Raw genomic sequence first — 23,079 nt, 5'->3', positions numbered from 1 at the left:
TCACTCCGGCCAGCGCCGATGCTGCCACATCCATTGGCCGGGATCGTCGCGCACCCAGTCTTCCAGCAGCGCATTGACCTGTTTCATCGCCGACAGCGTGTCGGCCTTCACATCCCCGGTCCGGGCAAAATCCAGCGGCGGCAGGATGGTGACGCGGAACCGCGCAGCACCCGTCCGCACCACGCGGATGGGCACGGCGGGCGCGTCATAGCGCAGGGCGAGATCGGCCAGGACCGTTCCCGTCCGCGCCTCCCGCCCCAGGAACGGCACCAGCGGCCCCTCATTCAGTTTCTGATCGACCAGCAGGCCGACATGCCCGCCGGCCCGGATGGCCGCCATCAGGCCGCGCGCCGCCTCCCGCCCCTTGGGCACCATGGTGCCACCCAGGGGGGCGCGGGCGCGGGCCAGCATCTCGGCCACGAACGGATTGTTCGGCTTGCGGAACACATAGGTCAGGTGCAGACCCACCCGCGCCGACACCATGGCGCAGAGTTCCCAATTGGCGAAATGGCCGGTGAAGACGATACCGGGCCGGTCATCGCCCGCCAGCGCCTGCAGGTGCTCCAGCCCCGTCACCTGCACATGCCGGTCGAAATCCGCCGCGATACGGTCCAGATGCACATATTCGGCAAAGGTGCGGCCCAGATTGTCCCAGGCCTGGGTGATAATGGCATCGATGCACGCCGGTTCCAGCCCCGGCAGCGCGCGGGCGATATCGCGCCGCATGCGCCGCGACCGCGACAGGCGCGGGCCGATCCGGCGCAGCAGGCTGCCGGCCAGGTCCGATGCCTGTTCGGGCGACAGCAACCGCATGGTCGCTATGAACAGCCAGACGAAAGCGGCTTGCAGACGGTAGCCGACAACCCGGTCGAACCGGCGGCGCAGGCGGCTGTGGTCAGCCATGGCGCGTCTCCATCAACCGATCCAGCAGCCGCTCCACCGCAACGGGATCATCCCAGGAGAGGCGGACAGGCAGCACCGCCACACGGGGCCGCCAGATGGGCGATAGACGCGTCGCATCCTTCTCCGTCGTCACCAGCGTGGCGCCCAGCGCCTGTGCCTGTGCCAGCAGGGCGGACAGGTCCGCCGCACGGAACGGGTGATGGTCGGGAAACGCCCTTTCCGCCACCACCGACAGGCCGGCATCGCGCAGGGTCGCGAAGAATTTCGCAGGCCGCCCGATCCCGGCAAAGGCCAGCAGGGGCCGGCCCCGCAATGGCTCCAGCGCCGCCGGATCGGGCAGCAGCCGGGCCGTCAGCACGGGCAGCGGCCCCGCCATTGCCTTGGCCGCCGCCAGACCCGGCCCGTCGCCGATGACCACCAGCGCATCCGCCCGTTTCAGCCCGCCGGTCACACTCTCCCGCAGCGGTCCCGCCGGCATGACGTGGCCATTGCCGAACCCGGCCCCGGCATCAACGACGATCAGCGACAAATCCTTGTGCAGGGCGCGGTTCTGAAACCCATCATCCAGGATAATGGCGCCCAAACCCGTCTCGGCCATGGCCTTGGCCGCTGCCACCCGGTCCCGCCCGATCCAGGCGGCACCCGTGGCGGCCAGCAGCAGCGGCTCATCCCCCACATCCATTGCATGGTGAAGGGCCGGGTCAACGGCAAGCGGCCCCCGCATGCGCCCGCCATGCCCGCGCGACAGCGACGCCGCCGCCACGCCCCGCGCCCGCAGCCGCGCCGTCAGGTCCCGCACCACGGGCGTCTTGCCGGCCCCGCCAGCCACCAGATTGCCGACGCACAGTACCGGCACCGTCGCCTTCACCGGTACCCGCAACCGCAGCACGGCACCCGCCCGCCACAGCCATGACAGCGGCGTCAGCAGCGCCGACAGCAGGCCCGGCGGGGCGTACCAGAAGGCAGGCGCGCGCATTAGCCCACCCCCGCCCGGTGCAGTAGCGGTGCCAGCGCCGTCATCACGCGGTCAATGGCCGTGGCATTGCGCAGGGCCACCTCTCGTGCCGCCTCTGCCTGCGCCTGTCGCCGCTCAGGCTCGGACAGCAGGCCCGCAACGGCATCGGCGATCTGTTGCGGGCCGACCAGGGGCAGAAGCCCGCCCGCCGCCTGCATCGCCGCCGCAACTTCCGCGAAATTGAACATGTGCGGGCCATGGATGACGGCGCTGTGCAGCAGGGCGGGTTCAATGGGATTATGCCCGCCCACGGGCATGAAGGACCCGCCCATCACCGTGACAGGAGCCAGGCGAAAGACCAGCCCCATCTCCCCCAGCGTATCCATCAGGAAGACCGCATCCCCCGCCGCCGGCAGCCCACCTTCGCTTCGGCGGGAAAAAGACAGGCCGGCGGCGGACAGCATCCCCGCCACCTCCCCCCCCCGATCGGGATGGCGCGGCACCAGCAGGAGCAGCGCGTCGGGCAGGTGCCGGCGCAATTCCACCTGCGCCGCGATGGCCATCGCCTCCTCCCCCGCATGGCTGCTGGCAAAGGTCCAGACGGGGCGGGGCCCGATGGCAGCCGACAGGGTGTCCAGCACCGCCGGATCGGCGGGCAAGGGCGGGGCCGAATATTTCAGGTTGCCCACAGCCCGCACATCGGCAATGCCGAGCGCCGACAGCCGTTCCGCCTCCACCCCCGTCTGGGCCAGGGCCAATTGGAACACGGACAGAAGCCGCCGCGCGCTGCGCGGAAACCGCCGCCAATTGCCAAAACTTTTGGCCGACAGCCGCGCATTGACCAGGGCAGCGGGAATGGCGGCCTGCCGGATGGCGGACAGGAGATTGGGCCAGAATTCCGATTCCACCCATAGCACCAGATCGGGCCGCCAATGGGCCAGGAAGCCATCGACGGCACCGGGCAGGTCCACCGGCACATATTGGTGAAAGGCACGCGGCCCCGGCAACCGCCTTGCCATCAACGCGGCGGACGTCACCGTTCCCGTCGTCACCATCACCTGCACCTGCGGCCCCAGTGGCAACAGCCTTTCCACCAGCGGCAGAACCGCCAGCGCCTCCCCCACCGAGGCGGCATGGACCCAGACCAGCCGCCCCGCCGGACGGGGCAGCAGCGGACAGCCCAGCCGTTCATGCCGGCGGGCCGGATCTTCCTTGCCACGCGCGGCACGCCGGTCCAGCAGCCGGCCAATGGCCGGGCCGGCCAGATGCGTCAGGCCGCGATAAAGGCTGTACAACATGGGGGGATCGGGGTCTCTGGCATTGTCCCGGCAAGCTAGCACGGTGAAAACCCTGCCCGCCACCATGGCCGTTCCCCGGCAGCCATGCCGCCTATCGCCATAATTCAGCCTTGATCATTGTTCAATTTGGCATGGAGCCTTCTGCGGCAAAGGGGATTTCTGGGCAAGAAAGCGCTTAGCCCCCTTGACGTGGACGCCACGACGCATGACCTTAGAGACATGATGCGGGCGTCCGTGGGGCGGCCCGGTTCCCCCGATTGTGGCGCTGCCCCGGTCTTCAGGACAGGCACCGCCCCGGCAGTGGAGAGAATTGCGATGCGTAACGCTGTCACCCGTCACACCCGCGCCGCCGGTATTGCCGCCTTGCTGGTGGCCGTTCCGATGTCGGCACCGGTTCTGGCGGACGAGGCGGGCAAGCCCGTGAATACCTTCAAGCCGATCAGCCGCGACGTGACGCCCGGCGAACGCGCCGCTGCCCAATCCTATGCCCGCCCCGGTGCCGATGCCGCCGCTGCGGCCGCCCTGGCCCTGTCGGGGGAAAACAGCTCCCGCCTGCCGGACGGTTTCAGCCTGTCGGTCAGCGGCAACATGCCGTCTTTCAGCAGCGGATATGGCGCCCGCCGGTCGAACCAGCTGCTAGGCGACGGGCAGATCGGTTATGACGCCGAGCCGTTTTATTCCAACAATCGCGGCTACTACACACCCTATGGCTATTCCTATGGCACGCCGCGCCTGAACTATAATGAAAGCTTCCTGCGCCATAAGTATGGCGGCAATATCCTGGGCGCCCCGTCCGTGTCGGCGCCGCTGGAATTCTGGGACGGGCGCCGGTGACATCATGAAAGCGGGCGGCTTAGCGATCACGATCCTTAGCCTGCTGAGTTTTCAGCCCGCTTTCGCCGCCGATACCCCTGCCAACAGTTTCAAGCCCCTGCCCAGCACCGATCCGCTTCCAGGCGAGATCGTATCCCTGGATAATGCCGACCTGCGTGTGAGGGAGGCATTGCCGCCGCCCTGCACGGGACGCAGCCAGAAGGGTGCCCAGGCTGGGACCTGGATCGGGGCTGCTGTCGGTCTGATGGCCGGGATGGCACTGGGCGATGACAATGACAGCAGCGTGACCACCGCCGCCAAGGGACTGGCGGGGGCCGGCGTCGGGTCCACCATCGGCTATCTGGCGGGCCGTGCCTATGACGGGCCGCGGGATTGCCCCGGCATGAAGGCCGAACTGCCGCGCAGCCCGATTTCCCCCATCGTGGACGAGGTCAGCTGGGAAGAACGCCGCCGTGCCCTGGCCGGCGGACCATAACCCATACGCTTTCGTGTACGTGACGGATTCACCTTGGCGAATCGGTGTGCTAGATTCCGCGCCAGGTGTCTGGACCGGCCTTTCCTGCCGGCCTTTGTAGCGTTGGAGTGGCCGCCATGGCGATGCGCGTTCGTGAGGATTATCGTGGCCTGACCGGGCCTGAAAAGGCCTCCATCCTGATGCTTGCGCTGGGCGAGGAAATCGCATCGAAGCTGTTCGCCCTGATGGGCGATGACGAGATCAAGGAACTGTCCCAGACCATGGCCAACCTTGGCTCGGTCAGTTCCAATCTGGTGGAGCGTCTGTTCGTCGAGTTTGCGGAGCAGATCAGCTCCACCGGTTCGCTGGTCGGTTCGTTCGACAGTACTGAACGCCTGCTGACCAAGGTCCTGCCCAAGGACAAGGTCGACCAGATCATGGAGGAAATCCGTGGTCCTGCCGGTCGTACCATGTGGGACAAGCTGACCAACGTGAACGAGCAGGTGCTGGCCAATTACCTGAAGAACGAATATCCGCAGACCGTCGCCGTGATCATGTCCAAGATCAAGGGCGACCATGCGGGCCGCGTGCTCCAGCTGCTGCCCGAAAGCTTCGCGATGGAAGTCATCATGCGTATGCTGCGCATGGAGGCGGTGCAGAAGGAAGTTATCGACGATATCGAGCGCACGCTGCGTACCGAATTCATGTCGAACCTGGCCCGCACCAACCGCCGCGACGCGCACGAGATGATGGCGGAAATCTTCAACAGCTTTGACCGCAACACCGAAAGCCGCTTCATCGCGGCATTGGAAGAGCGCAACCGCGACAGCGCTGAACGTATCCGCGCCCTGATGTTCACGTTTGAGGATCTGTCGAAGCTGGACCCCAGCGGCATCCAGACCCTGCTGCGCAGCGTCGACAAGCAGAAGCTGGCCACCGCCCTGAAGGGTGCGTCGGACACGCTGAAGGACCTGTTCTTCACCAACATGTCCGAACGCGCCGCCAAGATCATGCGCGAGGATATGGGCGCCATGGGCCCCATCCGCCTGCGCGACGTGGACGAGGCGCAGATGTACATGGTGCAGTTGACGAAGGATATGGCCGCGCGCGGCGAAATCGTCATTGCCAGCGGCAAGGGCGAGGACGAGCTGGTTTATTGATCAAAGAGTTGTCGTAGGTCGCATAAGCGTAAGCGCATGCGACGTGACACAAGTTGTCGCATGCGCTTACGCTTATGCGACCTACGACTGGACATGGTGAATGCTAGACCATGGCCAATCATAGGCATCTTTGCACGGTCCCTGCTTAACCGGATTGCCGTGGATATAGGCAACGTGATGTTCCCAGTCGGCATCATCACGCAGCCTGTGTTCCCAAAATCTGTTTTGCCAGATCCCCAAACCGCCGCGTTCTCGTTGTGAGGCGGATGCGTGCAACGGTGGTAGACCACAACGCCTGCCGAACCTCGCCTTGATGCGCTGCCATCGCCGGGAATAATCGGCGTCTCCCTCTGGCAAACTCCAGATCATATGAAGATGGTCTGGCAGAATGACCGCCGCCCCGATCTCAAAAGGGCGATCCCGCCTTTCTTCTACAATGATGGCTCGCAGAAGAGACACCATCACAGGATCAGAGAAAATCGGTCGACGCCAAGCGGTAGCGACCGTGAAAAAGTACCTATGCCCGGGAATGAACTGGCGTCGATACTTCATGACGAAAATATCGCGACAAATTCTCCTATATGCAAGATCGTAGGTCGCATAAGCGTCAGCGCATGCGACCTACGACAAAAAAGGCCGGCGTTTCCGCCGGCCTTTTTTGTGTCTGGATCACGTATCCAGGAAGCTACGCAGCTTGCGCGACCGCGACGGGTGCTTCAGCTTGCGAAGCGCCTTGGCCTCGATCTGACGGATACGTTCGCGCGTCACGCTGAACTGCTGACCCACCTCTTCCAGGGTGTGGTCGGTGTTCATGCCGATGCCGAAACGCATGCGCAGCACACGCTCCTCGCGGGCCGTCAGCGTAGCGAGTATACGGGTCGTGGTCTCGCGCAGGTTAGCCTGGATGGCGGCATCGAGGGGCAGAACGGCGTTCTTGTCCTCGATGAAGTCGCCCAGATGCGAATCTTCCTCGTCGCCGATCGGCGTTTCCAGCGAGATCGGCTCCTTGGCGATCTTCAGGACCTTGCGGACCTTTTCCAGCGGCATCATCAGCCGCTCGGCCAGTTCTTCCGGCGTCGGCTCGCGTCCGATCTCGTGCAGCATCTGGCGGCTGGTGCGGACCAGCTTGTTGATCGTTTCGATCATGTGCACGGGGATACGGATGGTGCGGGCCTGGTCGGCGATCGAACGGGTGATCGCCTGCCGAATCCACCAAGTGGCATAGGTGGAGAACTTGTAACCGCGCCGATACTCGAACTTATCCACGGCCTTCATCAGGCCGATATTGCCTTCCTGGATCAGATCCAGGAACTGCAGGCCGCGGTTCGTGTACTTCTTGGCGATGGAGATCACGAGGCGCAGGTTGGCCTCCACCATCTCCTTCTTGGCGCGGCTCGCCTCCTTCTCGCCCTTCTGGACGGTGGAGACGATGCGGCGGAACTCACCGATGGGCAGACGCGCCTGGCTGGACACTTCCGCGATGCTCTCACGGACGCGGCCCACCTCATAGGACGAACGCTCGGCGAACTTGGCCCAGGCCTTGGAGATGCTCTTGCAGCGGTCCAGCCATTTCGGGTCCAGTTCCGACCCGTAATAGTGCTGCAGGAAGTCTTCGCGCTTCACCCGGCAATCGGTCGCCAGCCGCAGCAGACGGCCTTCAAAGCCCAGCAGCTTGCGGTTAAGCGCATAGAGCTGTTCGACCAGCTGTTCGATACGGCCATTGTTCAGGCGCACGGAATTGACCAGCTCGGTCAGTTCGGCCTTCACCTTGTCGTACTTCTTGTCGGAACCCTTGGGCAACTCCTGGCCGCTTTGCAGCAGGCCCAGGCGCTCTTCCTGCATCTTGTGCAGGCGCTCATAGGTTTCCTCGATCTTGCCGAACGTCTCCAGGACCTTGGGCTTCAGCTCGGCTTCCATGGCGGAGAGGGAGACATTGCCTTCCTCTTCCCCATCACCGGCGGGCGCACCTTCGCCCTCGCCCTCCGGACGCTCGCCTTCTTCCTCTTCACGCTCGGCGGCGGGGCCGTCCAGCGCTTCGGGCGGCAGTTCACCGGCTTCCGGGTCCACGCCATAGGACGCGTCCAGATCGATGATGTCGCGCAGCAGCATCTTGCCGTCCTGCAACGACTGATGCCACTCGATGATGGCCTGAATGGTCAGCGGCGATTCACAGATCGCGCCGATCATCATCTCACGACCGGCCTCGATGCGCTTGGCGATGGCAATTTCGCCCTCGCGGCTCAGCAGCTCCACCGACCCCATTTCGCGCAGATACATGCGCACAGGATCGTCGGTGCGGCCGATATCGTCATCGTCCAGGTTACCGGACTGACGGCCTTCGCCTTCACCTTCGTTGCCGCTGCTCTCATCGGCTTCTTCGGCCTCGACGACATTGATGCCCATTTCGGACAGCAAGGCCATCGTGTCTTCGATCTGTTCGGACGAGGAGCTGTCCGGCGGCAAAGCCGCGTTGAGTTCGTCATAAGTGACGTACCCACGCTCCTTGCCGCGCGCGATCATCTTCTTGACGGCAATGGCCATGCCGTCCATCAGAGGGCCATTGGCTTCCTCTTCCCGCTGCTCCGACACTTCTGCCGTCTGCGCCGCTTTCGTCGCCATTCGTTCGCTGCCCCCGCACTCTTAAGGCTGCCACCGGTAAACGCAAATGGACGACTCGGGCAAGGGCCCGGTCATCCGACGAAACTCTTCCTGGCTATAACTTTGGCAAGAGGCTGGAAACTGTGTTCGCCAAGACACAGTTTTGCAGGACAAATGCGTCGCACGACGCCCGATTGCTCGGCCGCCCGCCCATTATCCGTCCCTTTCCGTCAGGTCATCGGCATGGCCCCGGAGAATCAGCAGCTCCCGTTGCAGCGCGCGTAATCGTGCCAGATCATCCTCACTGAATGTCTCGGCAAACCGTCTCTCGGCATCGCGCAGCTCGCGTTGAAGCAAACCATCCTCGGAACTCAGCCAAACCTCCTGCCAGCCACTCTTCGCGGTTTCGAACGACGCTCCTGGTTGCGCGAATTTCGGCATGTCTGCACTCAGCAGACTATCCAGCGTCTCGGAAAAACCACGACCAGACAGGTGGCGTCTCAAAGCCTCGGCGTCAAGTGCTGATTCGGTGGTTAGGCATGCGACAAGCGCTTGGCGCAGCGCCTCCATCTCGCCATCCGCGAATTCCGCCCCGGCCAACGTCTCCCCCACATCCTGAAAAAGTTCGGGATGATGCACGATGGTCAGCACCAGATAGCGTTCGCGACGGCGCGGTTCGGTGCGCAAGGTGCCGGACCGGAAACGGCTGTCCCAAAGGCGGCTGACAGGCACATCGCCGGGCTGAAGCCGGCGCGGGCGCCCCCCGCCCCGATCTCCCCCTGCCCCACCGAACCCACCGCCAAACCCGCCCCCACTGGCCCGGATGGCGGCGCGCAGCTTCTCGCGCAGGACGGAGCGGTAACTGTACTGCACCGACTTGTCGGTGACCTTCTCCATCATCTGGTTGATGCCGGTCTCGATCCGCAGGCGGCCATCCGCCGTCTTCGGGTCCTCGCCCTGGCGCACCATCTCCCAGATGAAATCCTCCAGCGACAGAGCGCGGTCCAGGATGGCGGTGAACGCATCCGGCCCGCCCGACCGTATCAGGCTGTCAGGGTCTTCCTTGTCGGGCATGAAGGCGATGCGGACGGTGGCGTCGGGCACCAGGATGGGCAGCACCCGTTCCACGGCCCGCTGTGCCGCCCGCCGTCCGGCATTGTCGCCGTCAAAGCACAGGATGGGGTTGCGCTGCCCCTCCGGTGCCAGTTTCCACAGCACCTGGATCTGCGTCTCCGTCATGGCGGTGCCGAGGGGGGCCACCGCCCCCTCGAACCCTGCCTGCACGCAGGAGATGACGTCCATATAGCCTTCGGTGACGATCAGCCGCTGACCGTCCGCCGCCGCCTGCCGGGCGCGCGACATGCCGTAGAGAAGATTACCCTTATGGAACAAAGGATTCTCAGCGGAATTGATATATTTCGGCCCGTCACCTTCCAGGATGCGCCCGCCGAACGCCACCACCTGCCCCCGCCGGTCGGTGACGGGGAACATGACGCGGTTCCAGAAGAAATTGCGGATGGGCCGCCCAGCCTCCGCCCGCTTGAACAGGCCGACCTCCACCATGTCGGCCTCGCTGTACCCGGCCTCCAGCAGCAAGGCGCGCAGCGGCCCGCCCTCCTGCGGGGCATAGCCCAGACGGAAGCGGGCAATCCCCTCCTCATCCAGGCCGCGCCGGCGCAGATAATCAAGCGCATTACGCCCGCTGGGACTGAACAGCTCGCGCTCATAATATTTGGTGGCGCGTTCGACGAGATCGTAGAGCGACTTCTGCCGCTCATATTGCTGGCGTTCCTGCGGGCTGGCCTGCGGCACCTGAAGTCCGGCCTCGCCCGCCAGATGCTCCACAGCTTCCATGAAGGACAGGTTGTCATGGCGCATGACGAACCCGATCTGGTCGCCATGGGCGCCGCAGCCAAAGCAATGAAAGAAGTTCTTTTGGTCGTTAACGTAGAAACTGGGCGTCTTTTCATTGTGGAAGGGGCACGGGGCTTTGAACTCCCGACCGGCGCGCTGCAGGCGCATGCGTTTCATCACCACTTCCGACACGGAAAGGCGGGAACGCAACTCTTCCAGGAACTGCGGCGGCAAGGCCATCGGGGCTGATATCTCAAAGGCTTCGAATGCGGATCAGCCGGGGAGCATATCCCAGGCGGTGGCACGAACGCCACGCGCACCGGCACCCATCCCCAGATGGCCCCATGATTCACAGCCTGTGGATAAATCCAGTTTGGTTCGAAATTCGTCGGTACGGAGATTGCTTGCCCTTGGAAACAAAGTTTCCCGTATGAAGGGCATGCGCCATGAATATCAGCTCCATGTTCTCTTCCTCCGCGATCCTGTCGCGGCTGCAGGTGAAGTCACCAGCCAGTACGCAGACCCAGGCCCCCACCGCCAAGACGGGCACAGCACCGCCCGACCCGGCGGCCCAGCAGAAGGAGGAAATGGCGGCGCTGAAGAAGGAGCGCGAGGCCTATGACGCCGCGCGGAACAATGAAATCCGCCGCCGTCAGCAGGAATTTGAGATGACCCATGGCCGAAAATACGGCCAGGATGGCGACCCCCCGCTGGCCTTTCAGATGGCCCTGCCCGCCAATGAGCGCGGCTATCTGCCCTTCGTCCCCGCCGACACACAGAAGGCCATCGACGCCATAACCGACAAATACCGTAACGAGGAAAATCTTGCCCCCATGTGGGCAGAATTGACCGCCATGGGCCTCAACCCGGATCAGTTGACCAAGTCGGCAAAATATTTCATCTCGCTGGATGGCCGCATGGTCACGCGGGAGGACGCATCCAAGGGCGTAGACATCAAGGTGTGAGGGCGGCGTCGATCAACGGGTCATTGGCCGGATTGAATGGATTGACGAAGCGAACCCCATCCAGCACCCGCCCATCCTGAAAATCCTCGCTGAGCAGCATGCCGGCCCCAGCCCGGCGGGAAACGGACCAGATCATGGGATCCCAGATGGAGAGGCCATGGTCGCGATGGGCCTTGGTTGCAATGACCACATCTTCGAAAGAGGGAACGACCACAGTGAAAAGCTGCCCCCATAACTCGATCTGATCGATCAACTCCTGCGCAGTGCCGCGCCTCTTGCGAGTCACGACGGCGTGAAACTCGACAAGTGCCTGACTGGACAGAAAGCCGATACCAGCCTTGGACGCCCGATCCAGCAGAGCCTGCGCCTTTTCACGCCGTTCGATGGATGCCAGTTGGTCGACCGCGTAGACGAGAATGTTTGTGTCGAAGGCGAGAATACTCATCGCCGGTGCAGCGCCTCACGGTCAAGGGGCCCCTGGCAATCGATGGGAATGCCCTTCCGCATCATTTCCATCATCTTCTGACGAAGCATGTCGCGATTATTAGCCGCATCAGCCTCAACCGGCGTAACCATGGCCACGGGGCGGCCATCGCGGGTGATGGTCAGGGATTGTCCCGCCTCCACCTGCGCCAGCAGCCTGTCGAAATTCCGACCGGCCTCATCCGCACTGATCACGCCATCATCCATGGCCCTGCCTCGCCTGATCGGGACGGGCAATTATGGGCCGGAATGCCGCCCCGGGCAAAGGGAAAGGCCCTATCCCAGCAGGACGATCCCGTAATCACCGATGATACGAAAACCCAGCGACAGATAGGCCCGGCGCGCCGGCTCATTCTGCTTGCCGGTGAACAGGATCGCCGTTTCGGCCCCGTCATCCCGCGCCGCCAGCAGGGCACCTGTCACGGCGGCCCGTGCCAGCCCGCGCCCACGCAGAGCCACAGGCGTCCAGACCCCGCCGATCTGCACCGTATCCGGGACGCGGGCATTGTGGGTGGCCATGGATAGCGGCACCCCGTCGGCCCCCGTCACCACAAACGCTTCATCCGCCGCGACCCAAGCGGCAACATCGGCGGCGGCGCGGGCGTGCAGGTCCGCGCTGTCGGCCTCACCCAGGGTTTCCAGGCAATAACCCACACGCCAGACCGACAGCAGCGGGATATCGCCGGCGTCGGCCCGTCGCCAGGACAGCGTACCATCGGTCAGCGCTGCCGGTACCTTCAGATCGGACAAAGGCAGGTCGAACAGATCATCCGCCCCATCCTTCAACAAGGGCCGGTTGGGGAACAGGGTCTGAACCGCGCGCACCGCCGGCAGCGGCCCGATAATCCCGGCCACGGCCCGGTCGCCCGCCGCCAGATGAAAGCCCGCAAGCCCGATGGCGTCGTCCGGTTCCGCCTGGATCAGCAGATTGCCGTTCCAGGCATGGGACACCACGCCGTGGACGGCACCATCGCCATCCATCAGCGCCGCATAGCGGGCATGGTAGCGTTCGGCCCGATCTGCCAGCCCGACACGCCGGACATTGGAACGCAGGAACATGGATGTCGCCGGATGACGGGCCAGATAGGCATCCAGCCGGCCCTCATCACCCGGCAGCAGCAGCCGGATTGGCATCACAGGGTCAGTTGGCCAGCTTTTCGCGCACCAGGGCGCTGGCTTTGGTGAAGTCCATCTGGCCCGCGAAACGACCGCGCAGCTCGGCCATCACCTTGCCCATATCCTTGACGCCGGTGGCGCCCAACTCGGCGATCAGGGCGGCGATGGCTTCGCGGGTATCATCCTCGTTCAACTGGCGAGGCAGGAAGGCTTCGATCACGTCGATCTCTTCCCGCTCCTGCTGGGCCAGCTCAATGCGGCCACCCTGTTCATACATGATGATGCTTTCGCGGCGCTGCTTCACCATGGTCTGCAGCATCGACAGGACGGTGGCATCATCAATGCCATCCTGGTTGCCGCTGCTGCGCGCCGCGATATCGCGGTCCTTCAATGCCGCCAGGATCAGCCGGATGGTGGCGACGCCGCGGCTGTTCTTGGCGCGCATCGCATCCTTCAAGGCTTCGTTCAGCGTCTGGCGCAACATCGGACAACTCCAGGGGACAGGTGAAACAGCCGGCAACATTATCCAAACCGGCCATCGGATGCCAGCGAATAGGAATGGCTCGCGTCGCCGCCTGGAAACTCCCCTTTCAGGACCCGTCATGCGACACCCAATGATGGCGCGTGGCAGGGGCGCGCCCACGTTGGTTGACCACGCGCGCCCGAATGGCTAATTCACCTTCAGAACCGTACCGGCCCTGGCCGGCGCGCGGCATCGGCGCGGCCCTTCGCCCGGCGGGATTACCCGGCGGACGATCGGACCCGCGACGCGACTGCGGGCAGGCCGCCCCGCCTTTCGGGCGGGAAGGCACGGCCTTTTCACCGGCGCTCCGGCGCCGATCTCGCAGATAAAGGTGCCCGCCATGTCCGACACCCCGCCGATGGGTTCCCCCACCCGCGCGCCCGCTCCCAAGGGAGCCACGGGCGTTCTCGTCCTGGCCGATGGTTCGGTCTTCTGGGGACGCGGTGTGGGCGCCGTGAGCCACAGCGTGGGTGAGGTGTGCTTCAACACCTCCCTGACGGGCTATCAGGAAATCCTGACCGATCCGTCCTATGCCGGTCAGATCATCACCTTCACCTTCCCCCATATCGGGAATGTCGGGACCAACCCGGAAGATATCGAGACGGTGACGCCGGTGGCGCGCGGTCTGATCATCAAGGCCGACATCACCGAACCCGCCAACTGGCGCGCCACCCAGCATCTGGATGCCTGGCTGAAAAGCCATAATCTGGTCGGCCTGTCGGGCATCGACACGCGCCGCCTGACCCGCCGCATCCGCGACAATGGCGCCCCCAACGGCGTGATCGCCCATTCGCCCGATGGCGTGTTCGATATCGACGCCCTGGTGAAGATGGCCCAGGAATGGCCCGGCCTGGAAGGCATGGATCTGGCCAAGGACGTGACGACCCGCCAGACCTATAGCTGGGACGAATCGATCTGGTCGCTGAAGGACGGCTATGGCAAGCAGACCGATCCCAAGTATCATGTGGTCGCCATGGATTTCGGCGCCAAGCGCAACATCCTGCGCTGCCTCGCCGCGTCCGGCTGCAAGGTGACGGTGGTCCCGGCCACCACGACGGCAGAGGAAATCCTGGCGCTGAACCCCGACGGTATCTTCCTGTCCAACGGCCCCGGCGATCCGGCGGCAACGGGTGAATATGCCGTGCCGACCATTGCGCGGCTGGTGGATAGCGGCAAGGCCGTGTTCGGCATCTGCCTGGGTCACCAGATGCTGGCCCTGGCACTGGGCGGTCGTACCGTAAAGATGGAAAAGGGCCATCGCGGCGCCAACCATCCGGTGAAGGATATCGCGTCCGGCGTGGTGGAGATCACCAGCCAGAATCACGGCTTTGTGGTTCTGCGCGAAAGTCTGCCGGAAGAGGTGGAGGTCACCCACGTCTCCCTGTTTGACGGCACCAACGAAGGCATCCGCCTGTCGGGCCGTCCCGTCTTCTCGGTGCAGTACCATCCCGAAGCAAGCCCCGGCCCGGAGGACAGCCATTACCTGTTCGACCGGTTCGTGGCCGCCATCGAAGGGCGCTACTAAGGTGACAGTGGATTTGGGCCTTATCCGTCTTGGTGAATGGGACCGCCCCTCCGGCATGCCGGAGGGGTTGGCAGGGCTGGTTGCAAGCTGGCCGGTTATCAACCGCTCCCCCGGTGGGGAGGCGTTCCTGGATGGCAGCGGCCTGATCCGCGTCAGTGATGTCTGGAACCTGCCCAACGGCGCCTTCCCGACCGACCGGCCGCTTGATATCCATGCCGGCTGGGCCGTGGCCCGGCTGGTCGATACGGTGTGGAAGCTGATAGAGGTGGCGCCCGCGCACCCGCGCGATGTGGGCCGTGCGCTCTTGCGCGACCGCGCCGAACGGCTGCTCCATGGTCGCCGCTGGACCGGTGGCGATTTGGAAGCGCTGGACAGCCTGCTGAAAGCGGCACCCGTTTCGCAGGCCACGTTCCTGGCCGCCGATGCGGGCCGCGAACGCGCCCTGAAATCCTTGATCAAGCTGCGGCTGGCCTTTGTGGCCGAGGGGTTCCACCCTGCCCTGCCCGCCCCGGTGGCGGCGCTTCTGGCCGATGGTCCCATCTTGTGGCTGGATGCCGACGCACAGGAAGTCGCCGAGCAGGTGATGGCGCATAGCCGCCGCCGCATGGAGGTTTCGGCAAAGCGCGTGGCGCGCGATGACAAGCAGCGCGGCGCGGACCTGAAAGACAGCATCGCTGAGGCCGTGAGGGCCGTGTTCCCCGGCATGCCCGAGGATGTGTCCCTGTCCGTGGCGGCCCGCCTGGCGCCTGCCTCCATCAAGCTGGGCCGGCGTCCGGGCACCCAGGCCATTGTCGATTGCACCGCCGAAATCCGGCTGGATCGCTGGCGTCAGGTGATCATCGGTGATCCGCGCGTGTCGGCCCGTCTGGCCGCCATGCAGGCCAAGGGCGACAATAACCGCGCCCGCAAACGCTACCGCGACCAACGCGCCCTGGAACAGGTCGCAGAAGAAATCGCCCGGTGGCGCGGTGATCTGGAGCCGGTGACCTCGCGCTGGTTGGGCGACGCGGTGTGATCCTGTCGCATGCGCTACGCTTATGCGACCTACGGTGAATTCGTAGGTCGCATAAGCGTAGCGCATGCGACAACACACCACCTCAACGCCCCGTCACCTGCTTGCCTGTCACCGGATCATCGGTGATCAACCCATCCACGCCCCATTCGATCAGCCGCTTCATATCGGCGGGATCATTGACGGTCCAGGGGATGACCTTCAGACCCAGCCCCTGCGCTTCCCTCACCAGTTCCGGTGTCAGGTTCAGGTGATAGGGTGACCAGACCGTACCACCCGCCGCCTTGATCGCCACCGGCAGGCTGCCGCCATGACGGATGGGGTCAAAGCCGGCGGTCCAGAGACTTTCGCCCGTCAGGGACACGTTGCTTTCTTCGGGATCAATGATGGTCAGATAGGCGGTGGCGATCTCCGGCGCGATGCGTCGCACCACCTGCAAGGTTCGCCAGTCAAAGCTCTGGATCGTTACCCGGTCCGCCAAGCGTGCGTCGCGAACTTGGCGTACCAGCAGCGTGGCAAACGTTTCGGGATCGATACTATCACCGGGATTGGTCGGATCGATCTTCGTTTCGATATTAAAACGAACCTTGCCGTCACCACGCTTCTTCACCAGATCGAACAGGGCGGCCAAGGTAGGCACGCCCGTGCCGTCCAACGGCATCTGCCGGGCGAAGCGCTTGGCATAGGGGGTGTCGGGCCGGATGCGCCCGACATCAATGGCCTGCACCTCGGCCAGGGTCAGGCTGTGCCATGTGGGCTGCGGCCCTTCCACCCACTGGCCCTTGCGGCGGGCCAGGTTGGCATCGACATGCCGGTCATGGGCGATAATCAGGACGCCATCCTTGGTGACGCCCGTGTCCAGTTCCAGCGTATCGACACCCAGATCCAACGCCCGCTCAAAGGCCGGCAGGGTGTTTTCCGGCCACAAGGCACGGCCCCCGCGATGGGCCTGAAGATCAAGGGCGGCGGCCGGAATCGCGGCCAGAATCAAGGGGATCAGCAGGGCAAAAAGGCGCATATCGGCATCCGTTCTTTCGGTCTGCTACGGACCATAGGGCGGATGCGTTACGGTTTCATGGCAAAGAGTTCATGGCAGGGTGATCGACATTCCATGCCGTTCGCGCGCCATCAGGCAGGCCTCATCCCCGGCAACACAATCGTGACAGACGATGGGCCGGTCGGCATAGATGGTACAGGCCACATGCTCCCCCACCGTGCCAGACAGCGCCGCGCAACGCTCCCCGGTCCAGCGCATGCCCGACCCGTCGGGCGCCACCATCGCTTCCGGGATGCGGGCAATGTCGGCATCCTCCTCCAGCGAGAATCGCGGCCAGTCGGCGGCATAGGCGCAGCAGGCCCCGCATTCCTGGCAGGCAAAGGGGGGTGGCTCGGTTTGCTGTTCCAAGGGTGCCGCCATGAAAGGGGTGTCCCGGTTTGTGACCGACGCCGGCCCGCTTGGCAAGGGAACATGCTCTGCTATACAGGGCAGCAGCCCCAAGGAACATGCCCATGCTGGAAATCTATATCGATGCCGATGCCTGCCCCGTGAAGGAGGAGACGTTCCGCGTCGCCGAGCGCTATGGCATGCCGGTGCATCTGGTCGCCAATGGCCCGCTGCGCGTGCCGCCGGGCGGGCTGGTGCGGATGGTCGTCGTCTCCGACGGGTTCGATGCCGCCGACAACTGGATCGCCGAGAAGTGCGGGACCGGCGACATCGTGGTCACCGCCGATATCCAGCTGGCCAAACGCTGCCTGGATGCGGGCGCCAAGGTGCTGGGCAATAATGGACGGCCCTTCACGGTCGCCAATATCGGCTCCGCCCTGGCATCCCGCGCCTTGATGCAGGACCTGCGCGACATGGGCGTGGTCCAGGGCGGCAACGCCCCCATGACCAAGGCCGACAAGAGCAAGTTCCTTCAGGAACTGGACAAGATGGCCAATGAGGTCAAGCGGGGGCGGTGAGCCCGTCCATGTCGCATGCGCTTATGCTTATGCGACCTACGAAACCACCCGTAGGTCGCATAAGGGCGTCAGCCCGCATGCGACAAAGCCCGTCAAAGATACCGCGCCCGCAAATGCGCCTTGAAGATGCCGGCCTCCAGGGGCTTGCCGGTGGCGCGGATAAGGATGTCGCGGGCCGACAGGTACCGGCCCCAGCGATGGACATTATCGCCCAGCCACGCCACCAGATCGCGGAAATCCCCGCGCCCGATCTGATCGGCCAAGTCGGGGATGGCGGCTGATGCTGCCTGGAACAGCTGTGCCGCCATCATGGCGCCCAGCGTATATGTGGGGAAATAGCCCCAGGCCCCGCTGGGCCAATGGATATCCTGCAAACACCCGTGCGCCAGATCGGGCGGCGTGATGCCCAGCAGATCGCGCATCCCCTGGTTCCAGGCGTCGGGCAGGTCCACCAGTTCCATCCGCCCCTCGATCAGCGCCTGTTCCAGACGCCAGCGCAGGATGACATGGGCGGGATAAGTGATCTCGTCCGCATCAACCCGGATGAAGGTGCGGTCCACCCGGCGGAAGCGGCGGCGCAGGTTTTCCGCCGACCATGCATCCCCCTCCCGCCCGAAGGCCTCGGCCAGTTGCGGGGCCAGCCATTCCAGGAAGCGCGGATGGCGACCCACCTGCATGTCGAAAGTCAGGCTCTGGCTTTCATGCACGCCCAGACCGCGCGCCTGTCCCACGGGCTGCGCTGTCCAGGCCGCCGGGCGGCCCATCTCATAGAGCGCGTGCCCCGCCTCATGCAGGCCGGATTTCAGCGATTTGAAGAAATTATCTGGGTCCAGGCGGGTGGTGATACGCACATCGCCCGTGGCCCCGCCGCAGAAGGCGTGCAGCGACTGATCCACACGGCCCTGAAAGCCCAGGATGCCTGCCAGATGCTGCACCAATGCCCGCTGCGCCTCCACCGGGAACGGCCCTTCGAACGTCTCCGCCTTTGGCTCACCAGCCTGTACCGCCTCTACCTCGGCCAGGAAACCCGGCAGAAAGGCGGCGTAATCGTCGAAGACGGGGCCAAAGTCCGCCACGCGGCTGCCCGGCTCATAAAGCTCGTGCAGCGCGTCATAGAGGCCGCAATCCAGCACGGCGGCGTTGGCCGCCGCGATCTCCCGCTGATGGGTCAGCACCTTTTGCAGATGCGGCAGCAGCAGGGCGAAATCGTTCTCCGCCTTGGCCGTGCGCCAGACCATTTCGCACCGGGCCGCATCGCGGGCGTTGGCTTCCACCAGATCGGCGGGCACAGCGGTGGCCAGCAGATGTTCGCGCCGCATCTCCGCCAGATTGGCGCGCTGCCAGTCATCCAGATGGGCGGCGTCAGATTCGGCACGGTCCAGCCAGTCGGCGACGGCGGGGTCCATCAACGCGCCATGGATAGCCCCCTCCAATGCCGCCACCTGATCGGCGCGGGCCGGAGAGGCCGCCGCCGGCATCATGGTCCGGCTGTCCCAGTTCAAGATGCCCAGGGCCCCCTGCAACCCGGCACGGCGGGCAAAATGCTTTTCCAGGGCGGCATAGGCGGACAGGGTCATGGTTCTTCCCGGCGGCGGAAACTGGCGGCGATGAACACGCCGATCAGGGTCAGGGCAAGCCCGTACCAGGTCAGCGCGTAGGAGAGATGGTCATTCTTCAGGGCGACAATGGTACGCCCGCCGATGGGCAGACCGCCAGGATTGGCGGTGGCATCGGCCTGCAGGACCAGGGGTGCCAGCCGCTCCACCCCGGCGATGCCGGCCAGCGCCTGCATATCCAGCCAGAAGAAGGTGCGGGTGGCGGGGTCATTGTCGGGCTGCATGAAGGCCCGGTGCTGTGGCACGCGGGCGATGGCACTGACGGTGACGCTGCCCTCCACCTGGCCCGGCGTGCGGGTGGCGGGATCACGCTTGTCCAGCGGCACCCAGCCCCGGTCGATCAGGACGGTACCCGCCCCATCATCGCGGACCAGGGGGGTGAGGACATGCGCGCCCTGTTCCTGCCTTCCATCAGGCCGGGGATAAAGGCGGGGGCCGATATAGACCTCTTTGTCATGCAGGAAGCGCCCCGTGACCCGGACGCGGACATAGTCCCAATCAGCAGGCTTTTCGATGCTGGCCGGCAGATCAACCGGGTCGGCGGCCAACCCCGCCTCCACACGGCTGATCAGATCGGTTTTCCAGCCCAGCCGCTCCACCTGCCAGGTGCCCAGACCCAGCAGGATGGCGAGCGCGATGAAGGCGGCGATGGAGGGGATCAGGCGTGGCCGGAACTGACGGCGGGCGGCGGCGGACATGGGTTTCAGCCCTCCCCGCCCTCATCCTGATCCTCGCCGAACTGATCCCGGCGATACCGATACTGGGCGGCAATGGTCAGCGCCTTGGCCGGACGCATGAGGCCCAGCGTGGCGCCAATGATGATCGGCCCCCAGATCAGCAGCAGGACCCAAAGCGGCCAATCGACCTTCAAGGCGAAGATCAAGGCGGCGGGGACCAGCGTAAAGCCCAGGATGAAGATCAGAAAAACAGCCGGGCCGTCCCCGCTGTCGGCGGCGGCCACATCAAGGCCACATACCGGACAGCGATCGACGACCCGCATGAAGCCCTTGAACAGGGCACCCTGGCCGCAGCGTGGGCAGCGGCACCGCAAACCCACGCTGAGCAGGGAGGATGGCGTCTCCGTCACGGGGAAGCCCCGCCCCGGATCAGTGGGCGACCCAGGCCCCGCCGGCACCCCACCAGTAGATGGAGATGAACAGGAACAGCCAGACCACGTCCACGAAGTGCCAGTACCAGGCGGCGGCTTCAAAACCGAAATGGCTTTCGGCGGTGAAGTGGCCCTTCTTGGTGCGGAAGTAGCAGACGGCCAGGAAGATCGTGCCGATCAGCACGTGGAAACCGTGGAAGCCGGTCGCCATGAAGAAGGCCGAGGAGTAAACGTTAGCGCCAAAGCCGAAAGCGGCATGGCTGTACTCATAGACCTGAAAGCCGGAGAAGATCACGCCCAGCAGGACGGTGATGCCCAGGGCCTTGGCAGCCTCCTGCATCTTGCCTTCCACCATCGCATGGTGCGCCCAGGTCACGGTGGTACCGGACAGCAGCAGGATGACGGTCATCAGGAACGGCAGGTCGAACGGGTTGAAGGGAACGGTGCCCTTCGGCGGCCACACGCCGCCATTCGCCTCGACGCGGGCGAACTGGATGGCCTCGTTATGGAAGATCGAGGCATCGAAGAAGGCCCAGAAAAAGGCGGAGAAAAACATCACTTCCGAAGCGATGAACAGCGACATGCCATAGCGCAGGCCGATCTTCACGACGGGGGAATGGGCCTTCTCAACCACCGATTCCTTCACGATATCGCGCCACCAGCCATACATGCAGGCCAGCACGGCCAGCAGACCAGCAGCCAGCAGGTACCAGCCATGGCCGTGGAACTTCATCACCAGACCCGTTGCCAGCAGACCGGCAGAGAACGAGCTCAGCAGGGGCCACGGGCTCGGATTGACCAGGTGGTAGGGCTGCGGAATGCCATCCCCGGTATTGCCGCCACCGATATGGGCGTTGACGTCAGCCATCTCTCTTTTCCCTCAAACCAAGGAACTTTGGATCATAAGTGACTTATGGGCGCAGGCCTTACAACCTGCTCCCTGGGGCAGCACCGGGGGTCGGTTTGTCCACCGAACCTTGGGCATTCCCTTGGTAATCCTTCCCATCCGCGCCGTCCAGTGGTCCGGCTGCCGCACCCTTCCCCGGTGTCGGCAACGCAGCGCTCTGATCGGCGGCGCGGAAGAAGGTGTAGGACAGCGTGATGGTCTTCACATCGGCCATTTCCGGATCGTCGGCCATGGCCGGATCGACATAGAAATTGACCGGCATGTCGATCGACTGTCCGGGCTCCAGCTTCTGCTCGGTAAAGCAGAAGCACTGAATCTTGTTGAAATACTGCCCCGCCTTTTCCGGCGTGACATTGTAGGTCGCAGTGCCGATGACGGCGCGATCTTCCAGGTTCTTTGCCCGATAGGCGATGGTCATCGCCTCACCCACACGCACATCGACCGCATGGGTATCGGGCTTGAACTCCCAGTTGATGGAATTGTTCACGTCGGCATTGAACCGCACCGTGACCACCCGCTCCAGCGCCTTGTCCGGTGCCTTCTGAGCCACCATCGTCGTGCCGCCAAAGCCCGTGACCCGACAGAACAGGTCATAAAGCGGGACAGAGGCAAAGGACAGGCCGACCATACCGGCGACGACAACGCCGAGTTTCAGCGCCATGCGTGTATTGCGGCGGCCAAGCTCTGCCTGGTTGTTGGGCTCAGGCGTCATGGAAACGTCCCTCCGCTCATCCTCACCATGGCCACCACATAGATGATGGCAACAAAGGCAAACAGGGCCGCCAGAACGGCGAGGTTCTTGCCGCGCTGCCGGCGATGCAGCTCGGTATCTCCGCCATGCTTGCGGGCCGGGCCCGGGTTCTGTTGATCGGTCATTATCCTGCCTCTCCGCTTAAACCGCCAGATGTTCGCCGATCAGGATCGCGAACAGCAGGAACAGATAGAGGATGGAAAAGGCGAACATGCGCTTGGCCGGCTTGTGATCCTCGCTGCGCAGCACCTGGACCGCATAAGCGACGAAGGCCAGACCCAGAATGGTGGAGCCAGCCAGATAGGTCAGGCCACCGATACCCAGGAAATAGGGGCTGATCGCCAGCGGCAGCAGGATCAGCGTGTAGATCAGCATCTGCTTCTTCGTCTCGCGCTCACCGGCGACGACGGGCAGCATCGGCACACCGGCATGCTGGTAATCCAGCTTGCGGAAGATGGCCAGCGCCCAGAAATGCGGCGGGGTCCAGAAGAAGATCAGGGCGAACAGTACGATGGAGGCAAGCGACACATCACCGGTTACCGCGGCCCAACCGATCATCGGGGGGAAAGCCCCGGCGGCACCGCCGATGACGATGTTCTGCGGCGTCCGCCGCTTCAGCCACATCGTGTAGATGAAGATATAAAATCCGGATGCCAGGGCCAACAGGCCGGCGGCCACCCAGTTAAGCGCCAGCCCCATCAGGGTGATGGAGGCGATGGTCAGGATGATGCCGAAAGCAAGCGCCTCATCGGCGGGGACCAACCCTTGCGGGATCGGCCGCTTGGCCGTGCGATCCATCATCGCGTCGATATCGCGGTCATACCACATGTTGATGGCACCGGCAGCGCCGGAGGCCAGCGCGATGCAGAGCACAGCAACCAGCGCCAGCACGGGGTGCAGGTGACCCGGGGCCACCACCATGCCGGCGACGCCGGAAAAAACGACCAGCGACATGACGCGCGGTTTCAGCAGCGCAACATAGTCGCGCACCGTGCCGCTCGACACCGGACTGTCCATGATCTCGGGGGCGATCACGCTGTCGGTCATGATGATGG

General features: G+C 64.3%; 26 protein-coding genes. 7 read left to right on the top strand and 19 right to left on the bottom strand.

Features of this window, described 5'->3' with window-relative positions; all coding sequences use genetic code 11:
* Genes ACT6Q8_RS02695 through ACT6Q8_RS02685 form a run of 3 tightly spaced genes read right to left on the bottom strand, consistent with a single transcriptional unit; the run spans position 1 to position 3,156 of the window.
* Entirely contained in the window at positions 1-903 is a 903-nt protein-coding gene (locus ACT6Q8_RS02695) for a lipid A biosynthesis lauroyl acyltransferase (protein ID WP_444732548.1), read from the bottom strand.
* On the bottom strand, positions 896-1,879 hold the full coding sequence (lpxK, locus tag ACT6Q8_RS02690; protein ID WP_444732547.1) for a tetraacyldisaccharide 4'-kinase: 984 nt from the start codon (positions 1,877-1,879) through the stop codon (positions 896-898). Before lpxK ends, ACT6Q8_RS02695 begins: the two co-directional genes overlap by 8 nt.
* On the bottom strand, positions 1,879-3,156 hold the full coding sequence (locus ACT6Q8_RS02685; RefSeq protein ID WP_444732546.1) for a 3-deoxy-D-manno-octulosonic acid transferase: 1,278 nt from the start codon (positions 3,154-3,156) through the stop codon (positions 1,879-1,881). Before ACT6Q8_RS02685 ends, lpxK begins: the two co-directional genes overlap by 1 nt.
* A gap of 315 nt (positions 3,157-3,471) precedes the next feature.
* Here ACT6Q8_RS02685 and ACT6Q8_RS02680 point away from each other — a divergent pair, with 315 nt between their 5' ends.
* From ACT6Q8_RS02680 to fliG, 3 genes are all read left to right on the top strand, one after another.
* Positions 3,472-3,990, top strand: coding sequence for a hypothetical protein (locus tag ACT6Q8_RS02680; RefSeq protein WP_054167089.1), 519 nt, complete (start codon positions 3,472-3,474; stop codon positions 3,988-3,990).
* Positions 3,991-3,994: 4 nt separating this feature from the next.
* Complete coding sequence (locus ACT6Q8_RS02675) at positions 3,995-4,465, top strand: hypothetical protein (protein WP_054167088.1); 471 nt, start codon at positions 3,995-3,997, stop codon at positions 4,463-4,465.
* Between the two features lie 116 nt (positions 4,466-4,581).
* Positions 4,582-5,604 carry a flagellar motor switch protein FliG gene (gene fliG / locus ACT6Q8_RS02670; RefSeq protein ID WP_054167087.1) on the top strand — a complete coding sequence of 341 codons (1,023 nt, stop codon included), beginning with the start codon at positions 4,582-4,584 and terminating at the stop codon, positions 5,602-5,604.
* 81 nt (positions 5,605-5,685) lie between these two features.
* On the opposite strand, the gene ACT6Q8_RS02665 is transcribed toward fliG, so the two are convergent.
* The 3 genes from ACT6Q8_RS02665 to dnaG all read right to left on the bottom strand — a co-directional run bounded on the left by ACT6Q8_RS02665 (position 5,686) and on the right by dnaG (position 10,296).
* On the bottom strand, positions 5,686-6,156 hold the full coding sequence (locus ACT6Q8_RS02665; RefSeq protein WP_444732545.1) for an REP-associated tyrosine transposase: 471 nt from the start codon (positions 6,154-6,156) through the stop codon (positions 5,686-5,688).
* A 117-nt stretch (positions 6,157-6,273) separates the two neighbouring features.
* On the bottom strand, positions 6,274-8,223 hold the full coding sequence (gene rpoD / locus ACT6Q8_RS02660) for an RNA polymerase sigma factor RpoD (RefSeq protein WP_054167086.1): 1,950 nt from the start codon (positions 8,221-8,223) through the stop codon (positions 6,274-6,276).
* 192 nt (positions 8,224-8,415) lie between these two features.
* Entirely contained in the window at positions 8,416-10,296 is a 1,881-nt protein-coding gene (gene dnaG / locus ACT6Q8_RS02655) for a DNA primase (RefSeq protein ID WP_444732544.1), read from the bottom strand.
* A gap of 206 nt (positions 10,297-10,502) precedes the next feature.
* Between dnaG and ACT6Q8_RS02650 the strand changes: the two genes are divergently transcribed.
* Positions 10,503-11,021 carry a hypothetical protein gene (locus tag ACT6Q8_RS02650; RefSeq protein WP_054167084.1) on the top strand — a complete coding sequence of 173 codons (519 nt, stop codon included), beginning with the start codon at positions 10,503-10,505 and terminating at the stop codon, positions 11,019-11,021.
* Here ACT6Q8_RS02650 and ACT6Q8_RS02645 read toward each other — a convergent pair.
* The 4 genes from ACT6Q8_RS02645 to ACT6Q8_RS02630 form a co-directional block, all read right to left on the bottom strand.
* Positions 11,011-11,466, bottom strand: coding sequence for a PIN domain-containing protein (locus tag ACT6Q8_RS02645; protein ID WP_054167083.1), 456 nt, complete (start codon positions 11,464-11,466; stop codon positions 11,011-11,013). The genes ACT6Q8_RS02650 and ACT6Q8_RS02645 overlap by 11 nt on opposite strands.
* Positions 11,463-11,711, bottom strand: a complete 249-nt coding sequence (locus tag ACT6Q8_RS02640) for a type II toxin-antitoxin system Phd/YefM family antitoxin (protein WP_444732543.1) — start codon at positions 11,709-11,711, stop codon at positions 11,463-11,465. The genes ACT6Q8_RS02645 and ACT6Q8_RS02640 overlap by 4 nt, the downstream gene beginning before the upstream one ends.
* 69 nt (positions 11,712-11,780) lie before the next feature.
* Positions 11,781-12,638 carry a GNAT family N-acetyltransferase gene (locus tag ACT6Q8_RS02635; RefSeq protein WP_444732542.1) on the bottom strand — a complete coding sequence of 286 codons (858 nt, stop codon included), beginning with the start codon at positions 12,636-12,638 and terminating at the stop codon, positions 11,781-11,783.
* 7 nt (positions 12,639-12,645) lie between these two features.
* The gene (locus ACT6Q8_RS02630; RefSeq protein ID WP_444732541.1) at positions 12,646-13,104 is read right to left on the bottom strand and encodes a GatB/YqeY domain-containing protein; all 459 of its coding nucleotides are present in this window, start codon (positions 13,102-13,104) and stop codon (positions 12,646-12,648) included.
* A 379-nt stretch (positions 13,105-13,483) separates the two neighbouring features.
* Between ACT6Q8_RS02630 and carA the strand changes: the two genes are divergently transcribed.
* Positions 13,484-14,668, top strand: a complete 1,185-nt coding sequence (gene carA / locus ACT6Q8_RS02625; RefSeq protein ID WP_444732540.1) for a glutamine-hydrolyzing carbamoyl-phosphate synthase small subunit — start codon at positions 13,484-13,486, stop codon at positions 14,666-14,668.
* A 1-nt stretch (position 14,669) separates the two neighbouring features.
* The gene (locus tag ACT6Q8_RS02620; RefSeq protein ID WP_444732539.1) at positions 14,670-15,683 is read left to right on the top strand and encodes a hypothetical protein; all 1,014 of its coding nucleotides are present in this window, start codon (positions 14,670-14,672) and stop codon (positions 15,681-15,683) included.
* A gap of 82 nt (positions 15,684-15,765) precedes the next feature.
* Here ACT6Q8_RS02620 and ACT6Q8_RS02615 read toward each other — a convergent pair whose 3' ends face one another.
* The gene (locus ACT6Q8_RS02615) at positions 15,766-16,698 is read right to left on the bottom strand and encodes a glycerophosphodiester phosphodiesterase (RefSeq protein ID WP_444732538.1); all 933 of its coding nucleotides are present in this window, start codon (positions 16,696-16,698) and stop codon (positions 15,766-15,768) included.
* Positions 16,699-16,767: 69 nt separating this feature from the next.
* Positions 16,768-17,097, bottom strand: coding sequence for a YkgJ family cysteine cluster protein (locus ACT6Q8_RS02610; protein ID WP_444732537.1), 330 nt, complete (start codon positions 17,095-17,097; stop codon positions 16,768-16,770).
* Between the two features lie 95 nt (positions 17,098-17,192).
* Here ACT6Q8_RS02610 and ACT6Q8_RS02605 point away from each other — a divergent pair, with 95 nt between their 5' ends.
* Complete coding sequence (locus tag ACT6Q8_RS02605; protein WP_444732678.1) at positions 17,193-17,642, top strand: YaiI/YqxD family protein; 450 nt, start codon at positions 17,193-17,195, stop codon at positions 17,640-17,642.
* Between the two features lie 92 nt (positions 17,643-17,734).
* On the opposite strand, the gene ACT6Q8_RS02600 is transcribed toward ACT6Q8_RS02605, so the two are convergent.
* The 7 genes from ACT6Q8_RS02600 to cyoE are packed head-to-tail and all read right to left on the bottom strand — an operon-like array spanning position 17,735 to position 23,071.
* Complete coding sequence (locus ACT6Q8_RS02600; RefSeq protein ID WP_444732536.1) at positions 17,735-19,219, bottom strand: carboxypeptidase M32; 1,485 nt, start codon at positions 19,217-19,219, stop codon at positions 17,735-17,737.
* On the bottom strand, positions 19,216-19,956 hold the full coding sequence (locus ACT6Q8_RS02595) for an SURF1 family protein (RefSeq protein WP_444732535.1): 741 nt from the start codon (positions 19,954-19,956) through the stop codon (positions 19,216-19,218). Before ACT6Q8_RS02595 ends, ACT6Q8_RS02600 begins: the two co-directional genes overlap by 4 nt.
* A gap of 5 nt (positions 19,957-19,961) precedes the next feature.
* Positions 19,962-20,345, bottom strand: a complete 384-nt coding sequence (locus tag ACT6Q8_RS02590; RefSeq protein ID WP_054167514.1) for a DUF983 domain-containing protein — start codon at positions 20,343-20,345, stop codon at positions 19,962-19,964.
* 19 nt (positions 20,346-20,364) lie between these two features.
* Complete coding sequence (locus ACT6Q8_RS02585; RefSeq protein ID WP_054167076.1) at positions 20,365-21,234, bottom strand: cytochrome c oxidase subunit 3; 870 nt, start codon at positions 21,232-21,234, stop codon at positions 20,365-20,367.
* A 58-nt stretch (positions 21,235-21,292) separates the two neighbouring features.
* Positions 21,293-21,985 (bottom strand): cytochrome c oxidase assembly protein, encoded by a 693-nt coding sequence (locus ACT6Q8_RS02580; protein ID WP_444732534.1) that lies wholly within the window; start codon positions 21,983-21,985, stop codon positions 21,293-21,295.
* Positions 21,982-22,149 (bottom strand): hypothetical protein, encoded by a 168-nt coding sequence (locus ACT6Q8_RS02575; RefSeq protein WP_156344497.1) that lies wholly within the window; start codon positions 22,147-22,149, stop codon positions 21,982-21,984. Before ACT6Q8_RS02575 ends, ACT6Q8_RS02580 begins: the two co-directional genes overlap by 4 nt.
* 16 nt (positions 22,150-22,165) lie before the next feature.
* Positions 22,166-23,071: a heme o synthase gene (gene cyoE, locus ACT6Q8_RS02570; protein ID WP_444732533.1), complete on the bottom strand. Its 906-nt coding sequence runs from the start codon at positions 23,069-23,071 to the stop codon at positions 22,166-22,168.
* Positions 23,072-23,079 lie beyond the last annotated feature (8 nt).

The sequence above is a fragment of the Niveispirillum sp. genome, assembly GCF_052437035.1.
Taxonomy (GTDB): domain Bacteria; phylum Pseudomonadota; class Alphaproteobacteria; order Azospirillales; family Azospirillaceae; genus Niveispirillum.
This window is presented reverse-complemented; position numbering and strand designations above follow the sequence as displayed.

Bases quoted from the DNA above. Each gene is read 5' to 3' on its own strand.
- fliG (WP_054167087.1), top strand. From the start codon at position 4,582: ATGGCGATGCGCGTTCGTGAGGATTATCGTGGCCTGACCGGGCCTGAA.
- ACT6Q8_RS02630 (WP_444732541.1), bottom strand. From the start codon at position 13,104: ATGTTGCGCCAGACGCTGAACGAAGCCTTGAAGGATGCGATGCGCGCC.
- ACT6Q8_RS02600 (WP_444732536.1), bottom strand. From the start codon at position 19,219: ATGACCCTGTCCGCCTATGCCGCCCTGGAAAAGCATTTTGCCCGCCGT.
- ACT6Q8_RS02685 (WP_444732546.1), bottom strand. From the start codon at position 3,156: ATGTTGTACAGCCTTTATCGCGGCCTGACGCATCTGGCCGGCCCGGCC.
- ACT6Q8_RS02665 (WP_444732545.1), bottom strand. From the start codon at position 6,156: ATGAAGTATCGACGCCAGTTCATTCCCGGGCATAGGTACTTTTTCACG.
- ACT6Q8_RS02645 (WP_054167083.1), bottom strand. From the start codon at position 11,466: ATGAGTATTCTCGCCTTCGACACAAACATTCTCGTCTACGCGGTCGAC.
- ACT6Q8_RS02580 (WP_444732534.1), bottom strand. From the start codon at position 21,985: ATGACGCCTGAGCCCAACAACCAGGCAGAGCTTGGCCGCCGCAATACA.
- ACT6Q8_RS02575 (WP_156344497.1), bottom strand. From the start codon at position 22,149: ATGACCGATCAACAGAACCCGGGCCCGGCCCGCAAGCATGGCGGAGAT.
- ACT6Q8_RS02585 (WP_054167076.1), bottom strand. From the start codon at position 21,234: ATGGCTGACGTCAACGCCCATATCGGTGGCGGCAATACCGGGGATGGC.
- ACT6Q8_RS02635 (WP_444732542.1), bottom strand. From the start codon at position 12,638: ATGCCAATCCGGCTGCTGCTGCCGGGTGATGAGGGCCGGCTGGATGCC.
- ACT6Q8_RS02640 (WP_444732543.1), bottom strand. From the start codon at position 11,711: ATGGATGATGGCGTGATCAGTGCGGATGAGGCCGGTCGGAATTTCGAC.
- ACT6Q8_RS02695 (WP_444732548.1), bottom strand. From the start codon at position 903: ATGGCTGACCACAGCCGCCTGCGCCGCCGGTTCGACCGGGTTGTCGGC.
- cyoE (WP_444732533.1), bottom strand. From the start codon at position 23,071: ATGACCGACAGCGTGATCGCCCCCGAGATCATGGACAGTCCGGTGTCG.
- dnaG (WP_444732544.1), bottom strand. From the start codon at position 10,296: ATGGCCTTGCCGCCGCAGTTCCTGGAAGAGTTGCGTTCCCGCCTTTCC.
- ACT6Q8_RS02595 (WP_444732535.1), bottom strand. From the start codon at position 19,956: ATGTCCGCCGCCGCCCGCCGTCAGTTCCGGCCACGCCTGATCCCCTCC.
- lpxK (WP_444732547.1), bottom strand. From the start codon at position 1,879: ATGCGCGCGCCTGCCTTCTGGTACGCCCCGCCGGGCCTGCTGTCGGCG.
- ACT6Q8_RS02615 (WP_444732538.1), bottom strand. From the start codon at position 16,698: ATGCGCCTTTTTGCCCTGCTGATCCCCTTGATTCTGGCCGCGATTCCG.
- carA (WP_444732540.1), top strand. From the start codon at position 13,484: ATGTCCGACACCCCGCCGATGGGTTCCCCCACCCGCGCGCCCGCTCCC.
- rpoD (WP_054167086.1), bottom strand. From the start codon at position 8,223: ATGGCGACGAAAGCGGCGCAGACGGCAGAAGTGTCGGAGCAGCGGGAA.
- ACT6Q8_RS02610 (WP_444732537.1), bottom strand. From the start codon at position 17,097: ATGGCGGCACCCTTGGAACAGCAAACCGAGCCACCCCCCTTTGCCTGC.
- ACT6Q8_RS02675 (WP_054167088.1), top strand. From the start codon at position 3,995: ATGAAAGCGGGCGGCTTAGCGATCACGATCCTTAGCCTGCTGAGTTTT.
- ACT6Q8_RS02650 (WP_054167084.1), top strand. From the start codon at position 10,503: ATGAATATCAGCTCCATGTTCTCTTCCTCCGCGATCCTGTCGCGGCTG.
- ACT6Q8_RS02680 (WP_054167089.1), top strand. From the start codon at position 3,472: ATGCGTAACGCTGTCACCCGTCACACCCGCGCCGCCGGTATTGCCGCC.